We start from the raw sequence: 20,377 nt of genomic DNA on the forward strand, positions 1-20,377 counted from the left end.
TTCCTTTTACTGTTCATTAAAACCATCGTACATAACAGAAATCTTGCCGGTGAGGTAACAAAGCATTCTTGGGATACATACGGAAGGCCTGCTTGAAGCTTCCGGCGTTGAAAATGCCGGATGTCGCCTTAAAGGTATATAAATTCCCATTCTTGGAAACTGACGAAAGGGGAATTACCTCATATATGTGATCCTGACCGCCTTCATGCCTGATAATGACCGATTCTATTCCGATTGCGTCATCCAGGCCTTTCTCATCAACGACAACCGTCACCTCATATTCCTTTCCGGCTTCAACCGTGGCATTCAGCCCATTCCCAGCCTCTATGGATTTGATTTCTATGGCATCCCATCTGCTCCGGACGTTTGCTTTCCAGTCAGCCATCATTTTCGCCTTCGCAAAGTTGTCGGCTGCCAGAATATGGAAATGCTCTGACAGCTTGTTATAGAACCTGTCATAGTAGTCGTCCAACTGTCTTTTCATGGTAAAATGGGGAGCGATTTGTGCGATTGAGTTCTTGATATACTTGACCCAGTTTTCCGAATAGTTCTTCCCCCCATGCTCGTAATATAGTGGCAGGATGTCATGCTCCAACAAATAATAGATGGCTTCGGCATCCAGCTGGTTTTGGTACTGTTCATTCTGATAAGTACTTTTATCGGTCAGTGCCCATCCGGCATCCTTGCGGTATCCTTCATACCACCAACCGTCCAGCACGGAGAAATTAAGCACACCGTTCATCAATGCCTTCTCGCCCGACGTACCCGAAGCTTCTGCCAACCGCGTAGGGGTATTCATCCAGATATCCACACCCGAGATAAGATGGCGCGCCAGGTCCATGTCGTAATTCTCCAAGAATATGATTTTACCTAAAAATTCCGGGCGCCGGGATATTTCCACGATTTGCTTGATCAGTCCCTGCCCGGCACCGTCATTGGGATGGGCTTTGCCTGCAAAGATGAACTGTACCGGATATTTCGGATTATTCACGATCCTAGCAAGTCGGTCTATATCCGTGAACAGAAGATGAGCCCTCTTATATGTAGCAAAACGGCGTCCGAAACCTATTAGAAGGGCATCGGGATTGAATCTCTCAAAAATGGAAACGCTCAATGCCGGATCAACCTGACTCCTGAGCCAGTCCTTGCTGCATTTGCTTTTGATATAGTCCAGCAATTTTGCTTTCTGTTTTAACCGGGTATTCCATATCTCTTCATCTGGGATGCCATAGACAGCCTCCCAGATTTTCTGATTGGACTGGTCACAGAAAAAGTTCTCATCAAAATTGTCCTTGAAAAGCTTTTTCCATTCTGCCGCACACCAGGTAGGCAGATGTACCCCGTTGGTTACATAACCCACATGGTTCTCTTCCGGGAAGTATCCCTTCCAGATCGGCGCAAACATTTGCTGAGATACCGATTTATGTAACTTGCTGACGCCGTTTACCTCCTGGCAGGTCTTGCAGGCGAAGACAGACATGCAGAAACGTTCCTCCTTGTCTCCCGGATTGTGACGCCCGAGATCCATCAGGTTATCCCAGGTTATACCCAACTTGCCAGGATATCCCTTCATATATTTATTGAAAAGCCCTTCGTCAAAATAATCATGACCAGCGGGTACGGGAGTATGTACGGTATAAAGTGAGGAAGCACGTACCAGCTCCATGGCCTGCCCAAAATTCAAGCCGCCATTTATGTAATCACAAAGCCGCTGGATATTGATCAATGCGGCATGCCCCTCATTACAGTGATATACATCCTTCGTTATACCCAAAGCTTTCAGCGTCATCATCCCGCCTATGCCAAGCAGAATTTCCTGTTTTAGCCGATTCTCCCAGTCACCTCCATACAGATGGTGAGTGATAGGGCGGTCAAACTCGCTGTTGAGTTCATTGTCCGTATCCAGCAGATAAAGGGGGATACGCCCCACACTGGCTTTCCAAACATTGGCATGTACCACAAAACTGTCGGCATAGGGGACGTGGATTACCAGTTGTTTCCCATCCGGTTGCATTACCTTTTCAATCGGGAGCTGCCCGAAATTCTGCGCTTTATAATTGACTGTCTGCTGGCCGTCCATGGAAAGCGACTGGTCAAAATAACCGTAACGGTACAAAAGTCCTATGGCACAAAGGTCCACATTGCTGTCCGACGCCTCTTTTAGGTAATCCCCCGCCAACATTCCCAAACCACCGGAATATATCTTAAGAACTTCATCCAAGCCGTATTCCATGCTGAAATAAGCTATTGACGGGCGCTGGTGGTCCGGTTCCACATCGATGTATTTTTTGAAGGCGGAATAGACGGCATCCATTTTATAGACAAAGTTCTCATCATGTGCCAGCGCTACCAGCTTTTCATAATTTATCCGCTCCAGAAACAATACCGGATTCTGTTCCACCTCTTTCCAAAGTCCCGGGTCCAAATCACAATACAGTTTCTTTACGTCATCATTCCATGTCCACCAGAGATTATGTGCGATTTCTGCAAGCTTCCGCAGTTCTGCAGGAAGATGTGAACCTACTGTAATCTCCCTCCATTGAGGGGTATTTACATTATAACTTGAATATTCCATGACATTTTATATTAAATTAAATAAGTTCTAATCTTTATTCAATCCTTTTATTATTTTTCGTTTACCGACAATCCATACCGTATCATTCTCCTTGAAAATTGTATCAGGGTCTGGATTCATAATATTCGCGGTACTCCTCTCTATTCCGATAATGATGCTATCCGATATGTCCTCCTCCCGGATCGTCTTTCCGATCAATGGTGAACCTCCTTCGACAGGGAATTGCCCTATTTCCATCTCATCCTGCAAGGATGTTTCGTTCCCGTTCCTTTCTACCTCCTTTTGTTCCATGGATGTCCGGAAGCTTTCCAACTGCCGGTCCGTACCTACGACCGTAACCTTGTCATATGGATAGAGATGTTCTTCCCCTTGTGGTATATCCAGGCGTTTTTCTCCACGGGTGATTGAAATCACATTTATCTGAAACAAGGTGCGTAGTCTGCTTTCTTTTAATGTTCTGCCCACATATATGGAATCAGGGGATACTGTGAAATCCGCCAAATGTAATTCCTTGAACGGGATATTGCTGCCAAGGGTGGAGCCTGTATCACTTTCTGTAGAAAGTCCATTCCCATCCGTCCCTTGAAAGTTTGCCATAAATTGTCTCTCTATAGTCAGCGACCGTTTCTTGATCCGCTTGGAAAAATAAATGACGGCAATGATAATGGAAGAGACTACCAGCCCGGCTCCCAAGGCAACATTGAAAAGATGGGTAATGATACTCATCATGATAATCGTGCAGATCAGTATTTTGACAAGTACTATTGATACCAAAGGCCCTCTGTTGAACTTGTTGTCCGTCCAGAGTTTACGGAACTCGGTTGAATTGTTCTTTTTCATGATGATGGCCCACAGAAACGGGGATATGACAAGAAAGATGATGACGAAGCCCAACAAGTTCCCTTCCATTCCCGGCAGACTTTTCCTAATCAAAGGATGTACATAGGAAAAATATAAAGTGATGAAAAAAACGCATACGACTAGATAGAGTGTGACAGACACCAGCATAGACCGGATCAGTTTATGCCAAGTACCCTGGTGTTTTACAGTCATTGCCCCGGACGTATAGTGTACGAGATAATCTTTCAGGGATTCAGGCAGGTGGCTGTCTATAAACCGGTATGCAGGTTCCGAAAGCCGTATCATATAGGGGGTAAGAAAAGTCGTTATGACAGATACGGCCACTATGACCGGATAGAGATACTTGTCCGTGACATTCAGACTGACGCCTAAAGATGCGATAATGAATGCGAACTCACCGACCTGTGTCAGTGAAAAGCCGGACTGTATGGCGATTTTCAACGGCTGGCCGGAAAGCAGGATACCAAAGCTCCCGAATAGTACCTGGCCGGACAGTACCAGCAATGTCAGGGTGAGAATAGGGACAGCATATTCCCACATCATGGCAGGATCGATCATCATTCCCACCGACACGAAAAATATGGAAGCGAACAGGTCTTTTACCGGCTGTACGATATGTGCGATTTTTCCCGCTTCAACGGTCTCTGCCAGCAGGGACCCCATGACAAAGGCTCCTAATGCGGCAGAAAATCCCGCTTTTGTCGCAATCATCACCATTCCCAGGCAAAGTCCCAGAGAGGTTATCAATAAAATCTCGTTGCTGGTGAAACGGCGTATCTTCTTCAGCAGGGTAGGTATCAGATAGATGCCCAATGCCGACCAGAAAATCAGGAAAGCGGCCAGCTTCAATATACTTTCCAGCATCTCCTTCCCTTCAAAATGTTTGCCTACCGCCAACGTGGAAAGAATAACCATCATCACTACCGCCACCAGATCTTCGATGACAAGAATCCCCAAGACAATGCCGGTGAATTTCTGTTGGAGAAGTCCCATGTCATTGAAGGCCTTGAATACGATGGCCGTGGACGACATGGACAACATTCCACCCAGAAAAATACTGCTCATGTGGGAGAACCCCATTGCATTCCCCGCTGTATAGCCTATGAACATCATGCCACATACAATAGTGACAGTGGCAACGATAGCCGTAATGCCCACATTTATCAATTTCTTGAACGAAAAGTCCAGTCCCATCGCGAACAGCAGAAAAATGACACCGATGTCCGCCCATATTTTGATATTGGCAGGATCGGAAACAGTCGGGACCAGGGAAACGGAAGGACCCGCCATAATACCGGCTACAATGTAGCCCAATATGACCGGTTGCTTCAGCCACTTGAAAATGACGGTTACAATACCGGCAATAATCAGAATTATGGCAAGATCCGATATTAAAGGAGCAACTTCTGACATATTAACGGTTATTTTAGATCGATAATTCGTTAAGGACCCGGATCAGGCTTTTGTCAATAGGCTTGTCCTTTTTGATTGCCTGGACAAAAGGAACATAAACAATCTCGTTGTTCCGTATGCCTATCATAACATTTCGCTGGCCTTCCATCAAGGCCTGGATTGCGGCTTCACCCAGCCGGCTTGCCAGTATGCGGTCATTGGCACTCGGAGCGCCACCCCGTTGCAGATGGCCCAGGATAGAAACCCTGACATCATATCCGGGATATTCCTTCTTTACCCGGTCGGCGTAATACATGGCACCTCCATTCTTGTTTTCAGGACTTTCGGTCACAATTACGATGCTGCTGTTTTTCGTCTTTCTGAATCCACGTCCGATGAATGTTTCCAACTGGTCCACGTCCGTCCGGTCTTCCGGAATGATGGCCGCTTCAGCACCGGAAGCTATTGCGCTGTTTTGTGCCAGGAAGCCCGCATCACGCCCCATCACCTCGACAAAGAAAATGCGGTCGTGCGAGGTGGCCGTATCCCGGATTTTGTCCACACACTCCACGATGGTGTTCAGGGCCGTATCATATCCTATGGTAAAATCGGTGCCGTACAGATCATTGTCAATGGTGCCGGGCAATCCTATGCACGTCACATCATACTCCTCCGCAAAGATCCGGGATCCCGTCAGGGAACCGTCTCCACCGATAATTATCAATGCATTGATGTTCTCTTTCTGTATGATCTCATAAGCTTTCTTGCGTCCTTCGGGAGTGATGAAAGTCTCGGAGCGGGCTGTTTTCAGTATGGTACCTCCCCTCTGGATAATGCTGCTTACGTCTTCCGTAGTGAGTTCTTTCACTTCACCGGCAATCAGCCCCTCGTAGCCTCTATAAATTCCTTTCACTTTAAATCCGTTAAAAATAGCGGCGCGGGTCACGGCACGGATAGCCGCATTCATTCCGGAAGCGTCCCCTCCGGAAGTCAGAATTCCTATATATTCATCTTTTTTCATCTATCTCAGTTCTTGTTTTGTTTCATTCTGCCAATATAGCTTTCAGTTTTTTCCGGCAGTGAAAAATACGGCTCTTTATAGTTCCCAAACTCACGCCGGTTCTTTCCGCTATCTCACGGTATTTGAATCCTGACAGGTACATCTCAAAAGGTATGAAATGTGACTCCGGTACACTTTTGATGGCATTACGTATCTTTTCCAGGTCATAGTTCTTGTCCACCTCCTCTCTACGGGACTCGTCCATGATCCGCGAATAATATGCAGGATCGGAGGATATGTACAGGCGGGTATGACCGACCTCCGCCCGGTAACCGTTGATAAACGTGTTGCGCATGATGATAAACAGCCACCCTTTGAAATTCGTGTTCTTGTTGTAACTTTCTTTGTGAAGCATTGCCTTGAGCAGGGTATCCTGCAACAGGTCTTCCGCCTTCTCCCTGTTAGCTGTCAGTTTGTACGCAAAACGGAACAGTTCGTCCTGTACGCCAAGTAGTTTTTTTTCAAAATTGAATTCCTTCATCGGTTGTGCCGGTTCCCTGTTCCGGAAGTGTCTGTTAAAGGTCGGACGGCTTTTCCGAACAAGAAAAGCCTGTCCGACCTTACGACATTCCAGATCTGGAATTATTTAACCTCGATAGCCTTGGAAGTTTTTTGTTTTTCTTCCTCCTTCATTTTCGGGATTTCAATGGACAGAATCCCGTGTTCGACTTTTGCGGAGATCTTATCCTTCTCCACATTTTCAGGCAGCAGGATGGTCTGCTGGAACTTGGAATATGAGAATTCGCGGCGGAGATACTTCTTGTCTTTCTTCTCCTCCTTCTTCTCTTCTTTCTTTTCCATGCAGATTGTCAGGTTGTTGTTCTCGTCAACATTCACCTTGAAATCATCCTTTGTCATTCCGGGAGCCGCCATTTCAACCTTGTAGTCCTTGTCATTCTCAATGACATTGATGGCAGGAGCCGTAACTCCCGTTTTTGCCAGCCACTCATTCTCGAAGAAATCGTTAAAAATACTCGGCAACCAGTTTGAGTTTGTTTTTACAGGTACCATTTTTACCTCCTTTTTTAAATTGTTAATAAATAAAATATTCAAAAAGACAATACAATCCAGTCTGATTGACTGACTTTTATCGTCTGATCATACCTTGTTCAGCTACAGCCTTTGTCCGTTTCCGTATCTCTTCCGGGTTTCCAAGGTAGTAGTCCTTGACAAGAACCAGTCTGTCGTCAAATTCAAAGACATAAGGAACCGCCGTAGGCAGGTTCAGGTTGGAAATATCCGTATCGGAAATCCCTTTGAGATGCTTGATGATTCCGCGCAGGCTGTTGCCATGGGCGACTACTAGCAGGCTGTCCTTATACATCAATGCGGGAAAGATGATGCATTCCCAGTAAGGCATGACACGCCCAATAGCATCTTTCAGGGATTCCGTACGGGGAAGTTCCCTATCTGGCACACCGGCATAGCGGATATCCATGCCCGGATTACGGGGATCATCTTTGCCTACCGGAGCGGGAGCCACGTCATAGCTTCTTCGCCAGATGTGTACTTGTTCTTCACCATATTGGACCGCCGTCTCACTCTTATTCAGTCCTTGAAGCATGCCGTAATGCTTCTCGTTCAGCCGCCAGGTCTTTTCAACCGGAATCCAGTCTTCATCCAGCCGGTCCAGGACACAGTTCAACGTTTTTACGGCACGTTTCAAGTAAGAAGTGTAAGCTGCCTCAAAAGAAAATCCGGCCTCCCGTAATGCATCGCCTGCCTTGCAGGCTTCTTCGACTCCTTTCTCGCTTAAATCCACGTCCGTCCATCCGGTAAAACGGTTTTCTTTGTTCCATAGGCTTTCGCCATGACGTAATAACACTATTCTTTTCATGGATACTTCTCCTTTATGCAATGGTTATTGAAGAATCCAGATATACGTCCTGAATGGTGTTCAGAAGTTGAACTCCGTCTTTCATCGGTTTCTGGAAAGCCTTACGACCGCTGATCAGCCCCATACCACCTGCACGCTTGTTTACTACTGCCGTTACGACGGCATCATGCAGGTCGGATTCCCCATGGGATTCCCCGCCCGAGTTGATCAATCCGACACGTCCCATATAGCCATTCGCCACCTGATAACGACAAAGGTCTATCGGATGGTCAGTGGTCAGTTCCGAATACATACGCTCGTTTGTCTTTCCGAATCCGATAGCCTTGAAACCGCCGTTATTGGATGGGAGCTTCTGCTTCACGATATCGGCTTTGATGGTAACCCCGATATGGTTGGCTTGTCCTGTTAAATCGGCAGCGGCATGATAGTCGGTTCCATCCTTTTTGAAGCTGCTGTTTCTCAAATAGCACCATAAAATAGTAGCCATTCCCAGTTCGTGGGCATATTCAAAAGCCTGTGACACTTCTACTATCTGGCGGCGGCTTTGTTCCGAACCGAAATAAATGGTAGCGCCGACAGCTACAGCACCCATGTTCCATGCCTCTTTTACCGTACCGAACATTACCTGGTCGTAGCTGTTCGGATAAGTCAACAGCTCGTTATGGTTCAACTTCACGATGAAAGGAATCTTATGGGCGTACTTACGTGCCACAGCTCCCAGAACTCCGAATGTGGATGCCACGGCGTTGCATCCTCCTTCAATGGCCAGCTTTATGATGTTTTCGGGATCGAAATAAAGCGGATTGGGGGCGAAAGACGCTCCTGCAGAATGTTCTATCCCCTGATCCACCGGCAGGATGGAGACATACCCGGTATTGGCCAGACGCCCGTGCCCGTACAGGGCTTGTAGGCTCTCCAAGGTGCGTATATTCCTGTCGGAATTCATCCATACCTTATCTATCATATCCGGTCCCGGAATATGGATAAGTTGTTTGTCTATCGTCTTACATGTATGGTTCAGGTAGTACTCAGCCTGTCCTCCCAATAAATCTACTATTTTCATCTTATTTATTTTTATTGATTATTCTGGTTTGTGACTCCCGTTCACCCAGTTTTGCATCCATAAAAAGGATAGCACTGTCTCCGGCTTTCCTTAGCCGACTAACAATATTGAGTACATTCGCTTCTTCTTCTACCTGCTCACGAACAAATTGCCACAAGAAGTTCTGAGTGGCATTGTCTTTCTCTTCGGATGCTACCTGTACCAATTCATCAATCAGTTTGGAAACATGTTTTTCATGCTCCAAAGCATGTTCGAATACTTCAACAGGGTTACCCCAACCTTGTGGAACCACATCGACCTTGTCCACTTTCGGGGTTGCCTCACGCTTAATCATGTACTCAGCAATGGCATATGCATGCCCGATCTCTTCTGCAGATTGTTTCTGCATCCAGCGAGCCATTCCGGAAAAGCCCTCTCTTTCCAGATAAAAAGACATCGATAAATACAGGTTGGCAGACCATAATTCTGCTGTGATTTGCTCATTCAGGGCATTTTGCAATTTTTCAGTCATGACGAATCAAACTTTTAATGTTAATAATAAATCCAAATTACCTCTCTTCTTTAAGAACAAGCATGGGCTTGTTTCAAAATTTCAATTAATACCGGACGTATCCCGCTGATAAAACATTCCACGGCGATCACCATCAGAATAAGTCCCATCAGTCTCATCATTACATTGTTTCCCGTCTCTCCCAAGATTTTTAAAAGCTGGGTGGACGCGCACAGAATAAAGAATGAAAGAATGCAGACCAAAGCGATTACGCCAAGCAATACTATTTTGAAAGTATATTCCGAAGCATCTTCCATCAATGTTATTCCACTGGAAATCGCTCCCGGACCGCATAACATCGGAATGGCAAGAGGTGTGATGGTTATATCTTTGGAATATTCTTTTCGTTCAGTTTCATTCAGTTTCACATGGGTGAAATGTGCCTGCAACATATCATATCCGATTTTAAAGATGATGATACCTCCCACAATCCGGAATCCGTCTGTTGAGATGCCGAAAAAATGAAACAGGAACCTGCCCGATAATGTAAAAAGGACTAATATGATAAATGCAATGGTACATGCTTTCAAGGCGATACATCTGCGTTCTTTCGTATCCATTCCATCAGTCATTTGCAGGAATACCGGCATCACTCCAAGCGGGTCCATCAAGGTGAATAGCGAAGTGAAACACAATGTTATATATACAAATATATCCATGATGACATATATTTTATTGTCGATTATTATATTGCAAAAAACATACCAGATAGCATTCTGCAATATTAAATTTTGCAGAATATCAATCTTAAATCCATACCGTCAAAAATAAGGTAGTCTCCGTTCGTTTTCCTTGGCGAGGATACGTAATAATTCCATAAATACCGTACTTACATATATACGGTCTGCATACAGCCCGCTGATGAAAGAATGGAAGGACATGTTCACATTCCGGCATAATATGAGAAATGTGTTTACCTGACATGATATGTACTGCTCGTGTTCAAGCAATTCATTCAGGGCATTCAATGGCGTTGTCCATTCATGTGTATCCCGTTTCATTTCATTGATTGCAACACATCCTCCATCATGGCATATCCGATTCATCATCTGATAAACCTTGTTCATATTGTCCTGTGCTTGGGAGTTTAGCCAGGAGCTAAGTATTGGAAGCCGTTCATCTTCAAAATAGACCTGCAATGACAGGTATAAACCGGTTGACCATATTTCTGTATTGATCAACTCATTCATGGCGTTTTCTATTCGTTTATCCATTATCACTCTGAATATTGAAAATCCATTACTAATATTATGTGTTATTCCCTGTATATAAAAATTCCATTCGATTGTGGGTAACCCATAAAACGGAATTCTTAAACGAGGCTTAAATAATAGGATACTTATCCGCATAGACAAATTGTCACAAAAAAATAGCGCTATGGTGTCTTTTTGTCTTGTCTTCCTTGCAGAATATCCAATAAGATATCCAGTTCTCTTTCTATTCCTTCAATCTTATCGGAAATACAGTCCAAAGTATTATGGTGCAGACTAGCTTTACAGTCCTGCAACTCTCTTGATAGAGAAAGTACCTGCAACCAAAGTTCTTCCTCTGTGTGACAGGGGGAGTTACTATTATCTAGTACCATAGAAGGCAGAAAAGTGTCTTGGCATGTAATTTGTATGATAATGAACGGTATGTCCCGAAAGAGACAGGATGGAAATGAAAGGATAGAATATTCCACAAAAGACAGTAACAAACGAAGGGGGGGAAGTCGTTGGAGACAGTTGTCTCGCTTTTAAAACAAGTTGCTTTCATAATGTTTATAATAAGCTAACCCTGTTCCCTGGAGTTGTGTTTATATAAAGTTAAGCGTGGGAACTTTGGTATTACCGTTCAGAAGTATCCCCATACTCAACAACATATAATACACAAAGCCCCACGCCTATATATAACAAAAATCTATATAAATAGTACGTGGAGCGTCCAATGTATTATCCAATTGTTGTTTCGAAATTGGGGATTTCCTGAACTTGGATAATGCCTTAACGCTTTACTATAAATCTTCTATTTTTAAAAGACTAATACAAATGTAATAAAAGAAATGAATTCTTTCAAAGGAAATATCTCCTTTTTTAAGGGGTGGCTTAATTTTTCTTCATTAAAAGTCTTAGAATTACTGCCTGCCAAAGCCCGTCACAATTTTTTTGAAATCCTCAAGCTGTACATTAAGCTCTATATAGTACAAGCAGAAAAACAGACCATGATGCCGCAGGCAGTATAGGCCATAACCCACTCTTCCGTGAGTATCTTATCTATTTGACAATAATAAAAATGTAAAGGAGGATAATGGCATGGACAATATTCGTATCCCAATACATATAGGTTAACATATAAGGGAAAATGGTCACGGAGTCCACAAACCGTAGAATGAAAAAATATATTTCCATCGTGCACGGTTTATACCTCTATCCGGATATTTGGCCGGTGCCGCAAAATGCACAATGCATACTCCATAAAAAACACCAGGGAGGAAAAATAAGTCATACTGAACAACGCCTGTCTGTAATGGGTCATGGATACAAATGGACTACAGATAATGGCTGCAATGGATATAACGATACAATCAAGCACAAAATAATGTACGAACGTGCCTATCAGTTGCATTTGGATGAAGCAGTACCACTTCATGCGATGTTTGGTTAGATTGAGTATGGATATAGGGGCTTAAAAATTAGACAGATACAAATTTACTAAAAAAGGAGAGGCGTCTCAAAAGAGGTGTTTACAAACTTACTTTTGAAGATTTCATCCTTTCAAACTGCTTTTTCGTTGCCATAAGCCTCCTAAGAGGCTACTTTTGCAAGATTATATGCTATGGCTAGCAGGGCGAACTCAATTTCAACCTTCTTAAATCCACGAAGATGGAACCTCTTGAAGTGCTTGTTGTTCTTGAGGTTTCCAAATACGGCTTCCACATCCTGTGGTCGCTGACTGCGATATTTCAGACCTTCATCAGAGAGTAGCTTTTCACGTTCTCTTTCCTTGATTTTCCTCAGACGGTGATTTACCTGTACAATCCTTTCCGAGCGGCTTCTGTAGCACCGGCATCTTAACGGGCAGCCCTTATAGTTACGTGCCTTGTATCTTGATATGGTCTGCACAAAACCGTTGTTTGTTACCCGCCTTGCATCGGAGAGTCTTTCCATTCTCTGTCCCATAGGACAATACATGCCGTCGGTTTCTTCGTTATGAAAATAATTGTACTTTATAAAGGTTTCAATGCCATGTCTGAAAGCATACAGATAGTTCTCTTCACTTCCGTATCCGGCATCACAGACAGACACGTCAGGGTATCTGCCGTAGAGGGAATGGAAATCATCCATATGCAGAGGATAGGTGGAGGTATCGCCCAACACTGATGGATGGTATAGTTCAGAATGAACTGTTTATTGGTACTGAACTGGGGATTGTATCCGGGTTTGAGTTGTCTGTTCTTCATATGGTCATCTTTCATGCGCATGAAAGTAGCATCATTGTCTGTCTTTGAGTAGCTGTTACGTCCGTCAAGTATCTTTCCCTGCGATTCATATTTCTTGAGCTGTTCAAGCCATGACTTCCTTACACGTCTTACCTTCGCTTTCATCTTCTTGTCAGCATCCACTCCATTCAGGGCATCATCTATCTGCCCGAGTGCCTTTTCCACTTTCTCCGGGGTGATATCCTGATAGGCAACCGGAGCGGAGTCACGCAGTTCCTGCTTGGTGAGGGAGTCGGCGTATTGCCATATCTCCTCAAGCTGTTCCGCGATTCTGGATATGCGGGTATGTATAGATTTGCCCCCCAGACGAACGTATAACGGTTGGCGTTCACCTCCATCTTCGTCCCGTCGGTACAGGCCACATCCAGACTTACAAAACCTTCCGCCACGAGAAACTTTACAATGGTTGCAAATATCGTCTTCAGCACATCCTTTAGCCGGCTGCTGCGGAAACGGTTGATGGTATTATGGTCAGGAGTTACATTGCCGGTAAGCCACATGAAGCGTATGTCATTACGACAGAACTCTTCTATGCGACGGCTGGAATAGATATTACGCAAATGCATAGACAAGAATCTGAAGCATCATGCGTGGGTGGTACGCAGAACAGCCTTTAGGGGAATACTTACGGTAAAGTGCTTCAAGGTTTATCTGTTCAATGATGCGGTGAACAACCCGGACCGGATCGTTCCGGGGAATAAAATCGCCTAAACATGGAGGTAAAAGCAGATTATCGTTGGATGTGTAACTTTTAAACATTATCTTTGGGATATCTTGACTTGATGCCCTAAGATACAAAAAATTAGGGAGATGGGCAAGTTCTGGCTGAGCGAAGTTAGGGCTTACCCGATTTTTTGCAGACACAAAAAAGGCCATCCCAAAGTTTATTTGAGACAGCCTTGTTTATTTTATGTGCAAATGTAACTGTTATCCTAAATAACCATTCAGAATTATTTCAGCATTTCACCTTTTTCGTTGAAAAACACAACGCTTTCGGTTCCGACGGCATCAACCAAAGTTACTTTATAAGTCTTTACGCCATCTTCTGCCACTTCTACGGCTGCTTCCTTAATGGTGGATTCAGCATAGTCTTTCTTGATGGCGTCCTGAACTGCCTGCGGGAGTTCCTTTATATCAATCGGTTTAAACTCGTTCACCATTGCAACGATTTCAACATCTGATGCCATGTTGTTAGCGAATGCTACTGAACTACCTAATCCCATTACCAGTGCTACTGCAAACAATACCTTTTTCATAATGCTAATTATTAAATTGTTAAACATCTTATCGTCTTACGCTAAAGAATAGACAATCACCGTGCCAAATAAATGGATATTTATCATATTGCTGTAAAACAGACTCTTATGAATTATTCATATTGCATAATGCAAATGTCTGATGGGCATTTTTTCTACAATGATGTGGAATGCGATACACATGGCTACACATGGTCTAACGACTGTGAATAAGAGAGTTGAGACGTTAAAATCATGCAGACGGCATGCGAAAGGAGTCGTAACGAAAGTAATCTCTCCATTACGGCTCCAGGTTATTATCCTTCTACTGTTAAAAAGTAATATCCAATTTCACCATGAATGTTATCGAACGATAGCCGCACTCCTTGCTCAACAGGTTGTTCACCATAAACTGGAAAGCGACTCCCTTTGTCACTTTCACGCCGAAGTAATTGCGTATATGTTCGTAAAGGAGATGGCCCATTCGCTGGGATTTGAAAATACGGCGTTCTTCACCCAATTCTTTAAACGGTTCACCGGCTCTACTCCGCAGGAATATAGAAAACATTAATCTGCCAGATACCTTTTCATTCGCGGCGAGTACTCTGTCCGGTAGTTTCCGCAACTGTCCGTATAGATAATGAAATTGTCAATTTCCTGATGCTCTTTCTACAACTGACGGGCTTTGCGGCTCCCCAACGTCATAAAGGCCGTTGCATAGGCATCAGCAAGCATGCACTGATGGGCAATAATTGTAGCACTCAATATATCCTTTTGAACCGGATATCCTGTTATCGGATTGATGGCATGAGCGTATTTCCTTCCATCTTTCAGATAGAAATTACGGTAGTTGCCGGAAGTTGCGAGTCCCAGCCGTTCCGACAGTTGCACAATTTGTTCAAGCTCGGAGTTTGTTCCGGTACTGTCATCCTTCGGTCTGACAATGCCAATGCACCAATTCCACCCTTGCGGGTTCTTTCCTTTCGCTATCATTTCGCCGCCGATGTCTATCATATAGTTCGATATGCCTTTGCGGTCGAACAAACACGCGATTATGTTACAGATAGTACCGCCGCCGAGCACCGAGAAATTGAGCAGAATGCGGGGATCGTCTTTCATCACACGGTTGCCCTGTAAATGCACTTTTCGGAAGCCTACAAAGTGGCGGATACTGTCTACGAGTTGCGGAGTGATGCTGTCAAACTTTGTAAAGCCAAATCCCCACAGGTTGATAAGCGGTGCACAAGTTACGTCAAATATCCCGCCTGTTTGTTCCGACACTTGCATGGCTGTGCGGAAAGGATTGCATCAAGTTATATATCTTACGATGTTTTTTGTGCCAAGTGTATCTCTATGTAGAATACATTTCTAATTAGCTAAGCGATATATGAAACTAATCTTATCGAAAATTTTGTCCGTATCTTCTCCGACCTTTGGGTTAATCAGTTCAGCATATATCTGCATAGAAAAGATTGATTTTGTGTCCTAATACTTTTGTAAAGTTTCTTATGGCACGCCTTTTAATATACCCGAAACAACAAAGGTATAATGTCCGATATGAAAAAAACTGGATTTTTATTGAAGCGAATCAATTCTTTTATTATTTTTACCTTTCTTTCAAAAGCGTTCATTGCTTCCTCAAATTACTAACCTATCATAAAAGTAATGCTGGCGAAAAGAAGAATACTGTTTTTCTTTTCGCCAGCACATATATAAATTGCCGTCAATAGAAACAAGTTTAGTCCGTTTTGGATATATAGACAAAAAAGACTAAACTTTGCAAGCAGAACCACAAATCCATTACTTTAAATTATTGCTTTGAGAATGTTCTTGCCTATAATACCACGTAAAAGATATTTTATCAGGCTAATATATATTATTTTTTGAACAAACTAAACATACTACTATTATAATTTGATATTTTTCCGACAAAAACAAGTAAAATCCTTATATGTAAAGATCATACAAAGGATTCTGAGAACAACCGAAAATGCCGTCCAAATGCAAATATATGCTGGAATATACACTGGCTGTTTAGCAGTAATCATCCAACATAATATACAACTTGATAAATGTACGCGAGTGTTTACATGATAATAAATCTTCAGGCACAAACTATACGGATTTCATGTATTTTATAAACAGAAATAATGAAATCCGTATAATCTATGCCTGAAAGAAAATACTAAATCATCTTGACACATCCTCAAACAGCCTCAACCTGCTATGTAAAGAATAAATCTCCTGCTGCATACTTTCCATACGCTCCAGCAAATGATGAATGGCATCAATACCTTCGATGTTGATGGACAGGTCGTAATACATACGGCTGTAACGTTCCACATCCGGCAACTGGGCAAACTGCAAACAACGCTCCCCGCCTTCCGTCCGGATATCTATCAGACCGATTTCCTGTAACATCTCAATGAACGAGGGCTCTATGTGACACTTGTCGCAATACTCACTGACTATAATTAATTCGTTCTGCATAACTCGTTCTCCTTTTTAGTTCATACTTTGAATTTTACGGAACATTTCTTTCTGCTGTTCCGTCAGATTCACCGGTAACTTTACGGAATAAGTCACAATCAAGTCACCGGACTGGCCTTCTTTCTTGTATACCGGAAAACCCTTCCCTTTCAGACGGACTTTCGTACCGTTCTGCGTTTCGGGTTTTACTTTCAGTTTCACCTGACCTTCCAATGTGTCCACCAACTTCTCGCCACCCAGCAACGCTGTATAGAGGTCGATGTCCACATCTACATACAAATCATCGCCCAAGCGTTTGAAGACGGGATCTTCCGCTATCACGAAAGTAATGTACAGGTCGCCCGCAGGCCCGCCGTTGATACCCTCGCCGCCATAGCCTTTCAGTTTAATGACCTGGCCGTTCGCCACACCGGCGGGAATGGTGATGCGGACATTCTTGCCGTTCACCGTCAATATCTGCTTATGAGTCCGGGCGGCATCCCGAAGCGACAGGTTCAAATCGGCATGGAAATCCTGTCCGCGAAAACCTGCATTCGCCCCGCCACCACCGCGTGTACGGTGTCCGAACATCTGTTCAAAGAAATCGGAGAAGCCGCCTGCACTGCTTCCGGAAAACTCCTGCCCGTCGGAAGAGTACCAATATGTACCGCTCCCGTCCGTACCGAAACCGGCACCGCCCTGACCACCGAAGCCTGCACCGCCGAAGCCGCCGAAACCTCCTGCACCGGCCTGTTGCCGTGCCCGCTTCTGAGCCTCAAATTCATCGGCATGCTTCCAGTGTTCGCCATATTCATCATACTTCTTTCTTTTCTCAGGATCACTAAGCACCTCATTGGCCTCGTTGATAGCCTGAAACTTGTCTTTGGCAGTAGCGTCATTCGGATTCAGGTCGGGATGATATTTGCGCGCCAACTTACGGAACGCCTTCTTGATGTCATCCTGAGATGCCGTTTTGTCTACTCCAAGGACTTGATAATAATCAATGTAAGCCATAGTTTATAAGTTTTGTATTCTAAAATGGATAGAACAAATAACACACCAACATTGTTTTTAAGAAATTAAAATGCGTAAACGAAAGCTAAAAAGATATTCAATATCACATAAACATATGGCAAGCAAGAGTTTATTGACAAAACGACTAATGCCATACTTTTTGTCTCATTCTAAAATATTGTAAATGAAAAATAATATCATCTAATAATTTACACCAAATCTTCCTAAAATTGATAGAAACCGCTTTATTTGCATTTAGGTAAAACCTTTTGTTACATAGTACCCCCACAACCTTAAATGAAAAGCATTTTATGAAACGTTATTATCGGCTCTTAACACTGATTTTTGCATTTGCCGCACTCCCGTGTAAGGCAGACGAATGGATTAGAATCAACCAACTGGGCTATCTGCCGCAATCCATTAAAGTAGCGGTATTCATGAGCGAAACAAAAACCGACGTACAAGAATACGCACTGGTCGATGCTTTTACCGGAAAAACGGTACGCACTTTTACTTCGCCCAAAGCCACCGGCCAATCAGGCAGCATGAGCAGTACTTACCGGTTGGATTTCAGTAATTTTCAAGAACCGGGCACATATTACCTGAAAGCGGGAAAAGCAGTTTCTCCACGCTTCCCTATCAATGCGCAGGTATATAACGGCACAGCCGACTTCCTGCTGAACTACATGCGCCAGCAACGTTGCGGTTACAACCCATTCTTGAAAGACAGTTGCCACGTACACGACGGCTACATAGTGTACCACCCCACAAAAACCGGGCAACACATCGATGTGCGCGGCGGCTGGCACGATGCTACCGACTACCTGCAATATACCACGACTTCCGCCAATGCCATATACCAAATGATGTTTGCCTACCAGGAAAACCCCGAGGCATTCGGCGATGCCTACAATGCAGCCGGACTGCCGGAAGCAAACGGCATCCCCGATATAGTAGACGAAATAAAATGGGGGCTGGACTGGCTGAACCGCATGAATCCCGCTCCGGGCGAACTGTACAACCAGATTGCCGACGACCGCGACCACGCCGGCATGCGCCTGCCCAATAAAGATGAGGTGGATTATGGCTACGGACCGGGCAAAGGACGCCCCGTTTACTTTTGCAGCGGAGAGCCGCAAGTGCGCGGAAAATTCACCAATGCCACCACCGGCGTAGCAAGTACAGCCGGCAAGTTTGCCGCTTGTTTTGCACTGGGAGCCAGGATACTGAAAGAGTTTTACCCCGAATTTGCCGCTGAAATCGGTGAAAAAGCCGATGCCGCCTATCAGGAAGGTGTAAAAAGACCGGGAACATGCCAGACCGCCTCCGTAAAATCACCCTACATCTATGAAGAAGACAACTGGACGGACGATATGGAGCTCGGAGCCATGGAGCTATACAATGCTACCGGCAAGCCGGAATACCTGTCGCAAGCCCTCGAATACGGACGCCGCGAACCCGTCACTCCGTGGATGGGTGCCGACAGCGCCCGCCATTACCAATGGTATCCGTTCATGAACATGGGACACTACCACCTGGCCACTGTAAACAACCCGCGCATCAGTAAAGAGTTTATCCGCAACATGCGCACCGGTATTGAGCGCACATACGAGAAAGCAGTCGAAAGTCCTTTCCTGCACGGTATTCCCTACATCTGGTGTTCCAACAACCTGACTACTGCCATGTTGACGCAATGCCGTCTCTACCGAGAGACAACCGGCGATGAGACTTATGCCGAAATGGAAGCCGCCCTCCGCGACTGGCTGTTCGGCTGCAATCCGTGGGGAACGAGCATGATTGTGGAACTGCCGCTTTACGGCGATTATCCTTCGCAACCCCACTCCTCCCTGCTCAATGCAGGCGTAGGCAATACGACAGGCGGACTGGTAGACGGCCCCGTATACCGCAGCATATTCGAGGGGCTGCGAGGCGTAAACATGACCGGCATTCCCGGTACGCCCGGACAGGATTACGAACGCTTTCAACCGGACCTGATGGTATACCACGATGCACTCCACGACTATTCCACCAATGAACCGACCATGGACGGAACCGCCTGCCTCACCTATTATCTCTCTGCCATGCAGAAAGAAGGCATGAAACAGGCAGGTGCATCGGCAGATAAAAATGTATACGTCAATGGCGGTATCGTGCGTACCGACCCGTCTAAAAAACAAATCAGCCTCGTATTCACAGCAGCCGACAAGGCTGACGGCGCGGATGCCATTATCAGTACCCTGAAAAGGCACGGTATCAAAGGAAGCTTCTTCTTTACCGGCGAATTTTACGAGCTTTACCCCGAAATAGTAAAACGGCTGCTCAACGAAGGACATCTGGTAGGCAGCCATAGCTACGGACATCTGCTCTATATGCCGTGGGAGAACCGCGATTCCTTATTGGTTACCCGCGAGGAATTTGAAAAGGATATGCTGAAAAGCTACGAAGCCATGCGCAAGGCCGGTATTGAATATAAAGATGCCCCGATATACATTCCGCCCTATGAATATTATAACAAGGAGATAGCCGCCTGGGCAAAAAATATGGGAATACAAGTTGTCAACTATACTCCCGGAACCATGAGCAATGCAGATTATACCACCCCCGATATGGGACAGAAATACCGGAGCAGCAAGTTCATCTACAACAAAATCATGGAAGTAGAGAAGAAAGAGGGCCTGAACGGACATTTGATGCTGATACACTTCGGAACAGACAACCGCCGTACGGATAAATTTTACAACAGCTATTTGGATAAATTGATAAAAACATTGAAACGTAAAGGTTATACCTTTACCCCCATACTCGAAGCAATAGGTATTAAGACAAATTCAGCATTATAAAGA

Annotated in this window: 18 protein-coding genes and 2 pseudogenes; 2 read left to right on the top strand and 18 right to left on the bottom strand. The window is 44.6% G+C overall.

Annotated elements, in window-relative coordinates; translation table 11 throughout:
- Positions 1 to 16: 16 nt before the first annotated feature.
- From glgP to NQ565_RS17005, 11 genes are all read right to left on the bottom strand, one after another.
- Positions 17 to 2,575 carry an alpha-glucan family phosphorylase gene (glgP, locus tag NQ565_RS15175; protein WP_005654457.1) on the bottom strand — a complete coding sequence of 853 codons (2,559 nt, stop codon included), beginning with the start codon at positions 2,573 to 2,575 and terminating at the stop codon, positions 17 to 19.
- Positions 2,576 to 2,602: 27 nt separating this feature from the next.
- Positions 2,603 to 4,849 carry a cation:proton antiporter domain-containing protein gene (locus NQ565_RS15180; RefSeq protein WP_005654455.1) on the bottom strand — a complete coding sequence of 749 codons (2,247 nt, stop codon included), beginning with the start codon at positions 4,847 to 4,849 and terminating at the stop codon, positions 2,603 to 2,605.
- A gap of 13 nt (positions 4,850 to 4,862) precedes the next feature.
- Positions 4,863 to 5,849: a 6-phosphofructokinase gene (pfkA, locus tag NQ565_RS15185; RefSeq protein WP_005654454.1), complete on the bottom strand. Its 987-nt coding sequence runs from the start codon at positions 5,847 to 5,849 to the stop codon at positions 4,863 to 4,865.
- A gap of 22 nt (positions 5,850 to 5,871) precedes the next feature.
- Complete coding sequence (locus NQ565_RS15190) at positions 5,872 to 6,369, bottom strand: RNA polymerase sigma factor (RefSeq protein ID WP_005654453.1); 498 nt, start codon at positions 6,367 to 6,369, stop codon at positions 5,872 to 5,874.
- Positions 6,370 to 6,470: 101 nt separating this feature from the next.
- Positions 6,471 to 6,899: an Hsp20/alpha crystallin family protein gene (locus tag NQ565_RS15195; protein ID WP_005851963.1), complete on the bottom strand. Its 429-nt coding sequence runs from the start codon at positions 6,897 to 6,899 to the stop codon at positions 6,471 to 6,473.
- Between the two features lie 76 nt (positions 6,900 to 6,975).
- A complete protein-coding gene (gene gpmA / locus NQ565_RS15200; RefSeq protein WP_005654449.1) occupies positions 6,976 to 7,725 on the bottom strand; it encodes a 2,3-diphosphoglycerate-dependent phosphoglycerate mutase in 750 nt (249 codons plus the stop codon).
- Positions 7,726 to 7,738: 13 nt separating this feature from the next.
- Complete coding sequence (locus NQ565_RS15205) at positions 7,739 to 8,788, bottom strand: class I fructose-bisphosphate aldolase (RefSeq protein WP_005654447.1); 1,050 nt, start codon at positions 8,786 to 8,788, stop codon at positions 7,739 to 7,741.
- Position 8,789: 1 nt separating this feature from the next.
- Positions 8,790 to 9,299 carry a ferritin gene (locus tag NQ565_RS15210; protein WP_005654442.1) on the bottom strand — a complete coding sequence of 170 codons (510 nt, stop codon included), beginning with the start codon at positions 9,297 to 9,299 and terminating at the stop codon, positions 8,790 to 8,792.
- Between the two features lie 50 nt (positions 9,300 to 9,349).
- Positions 9,350 to 9,997, bottom strand: coding sequence for a MarC family protein (locus NQ565_RS15215; RefSeq protein WP_005851956.1), 648 nt, complete (start codon positions 9,995 to 9,997; stop codon positions 9,350 to 9,352).
- Positions 9,998 to 10,099: 102 nt separating this feature from the next.
- Positions 10,100 to 10,552 (bottom strand): ferritin-like domain-containing protein, encoded by a 453-nt coding sequence (locus tag NQ565_RS15220; protein WP_008777875.1) that lies wholly within the window; start codon positions 10,550 to 10,552, stop codon positions 10,100 to 10,102.
- Positions 10,553 to 10,713: 161 nt separating this feature from the next.
- A complete protein-coding gene (locus tag NQ565_RS17005) occupies positions 10,714 to 10,923 on the bottom strand; it encodes a hypothetical protein (protein ID WP_005654431.1) in 210 nt (69 codons plus the stop codon).
- A 782-nt stretch (positions 10,924 to 11,705) separates the two neighbouring features.
- Between NQ565_RS17005 and NQ565_RS15225 the strand changes: the two genes are divergently transcribed.
- Complete coding sequence (locus NQ565_RS15225) at positions 11,706 to 11,981, top strand: hypothetical protein (protein WP_005654429.1); 276 nt, start codon at positions 11,706 to 11,708, stop codon at positions 11,979 to 11,981.
- A gap of 140 nt (positions 11,982 to 12,121) precedes the next feature.
- Here NQ565_RS15225 and NQ565_RS15230 read toward each other — a convergent pair.
- The 7 genes and pseudogenes from NQ565_RS15230 to NQ565_RS15260 all read right to left on the bottom strand — a co-directional run bounded on the left by NQ565_RS15230 (position 12,122) and on the right by NQ565_RS15260 (position 17,534).
- A pseudogene (locus tag NQ565_RS15230) lies at positions 12,122 to 13,575 on the bottom strand (IS1182 family transposase).
- A 191-nt stretch (positions 13,576 to 13,766) separates the two neighbouring features.
- Positions 13,767 to 14,072 carry a hypothetical protein gene (locus NQ565_RS15235; protein WP_005859437.1) on the bottom strand — a complete coding sequence of 102 codons (306 nt, stop codon included), beginning with the start codon at positions 14,070 to 14,072 and terminating at the stop codon, positions 13,767 to 13,769.
- A 310-nt stretch (positions 14,073 to 14,382) separates the two neighbouring features.
- Positions 14,383 to 14,619: a hypothetical protein gene (locus NQ565_RS17045; RefSeq protein WP_010185707.1), complete on the bottom strand. Its 237-nt coding sequence runs from the start codon at positions 14,617 to 14,619 to the stop codon at positions 14,383 to 14,385.
- Positions 14,620 to 14,720: 101 nt separating this feature from the next.
- Positions 14,721 to 15,338 carry an FAD:protein FMN transferase gene (locus NQ565_RS15245; RefSeq protein WP_005654418.1) on the bottom strand — a complete coding sequence of 206 codons (618 nt, stop codon included), beginning with the start codon at positions 15,336 to 15,338 and terminating at the stop codon, positions 14,721 to 14,723.
- Between the two features lie 81 nt (positions 15,339 to 15,419).
- Positions 15,420 to 15,611 (bottom strand): annotated as a pseudogene (locus tag NQ565_RS15250) (site-specific integrase); the annotation flags it as partial.
- Between the two features lie 630 nt (positions 15,612 to 16,241).
- Positions 16,242 to 16,541, bottom strand: coding sequence for a chaperone modulator CbpM (locus tag NQ565_RS15255; protein WP_005654409.1), 300 nt, complete (start codon positions 16,539 to 16,541; stop codon positions 16,242 to 16,244).
- Positions 16,542 to 16,556: 15 nt separating this feature from the next.
- Positions 16,557 to 17,534, bottom strand: a complete 978-nt coding sequence (locus tag NQ565_RS15260; RefSeq protein ID WP_005654407.1) for a DnaJ C-terminal domain-containing protein — start codon at positions 17,532 to 17,534, stop codon at positions 16,557 to 16,559.
- A 311-nt stretch (positions 17,535 to 17,845) separates the two neighbouring features.
- Between NQ565_RS15260 and NQ565_RS15265 the strand changes: the two genes are divergently transcribed.
- Positions 17,846 to 20,374: a glycoside hydrolase family 9 protein gene (locus tag NQ565_RS15265; protein ID WP_005654405.1), complete on the top strand. Its 2,529-nt coding sequence runs from the start codon at positions 17,846 to 17,848 to the stop codon at positions 20,372 to 20,374.
- Positions 20,375 to 20,377 lie beyond the last annotated feature (3 nt).

Source organism: Bacteroides stercoris ATCC 43183, assembly GCF_025147325.1.
Lineage (GTDB): Bacteria > Bacteroidota > Bacteroidia > Bacteroidales > Bacteroidaceae > Bacteroides > Bacteroides stercoris.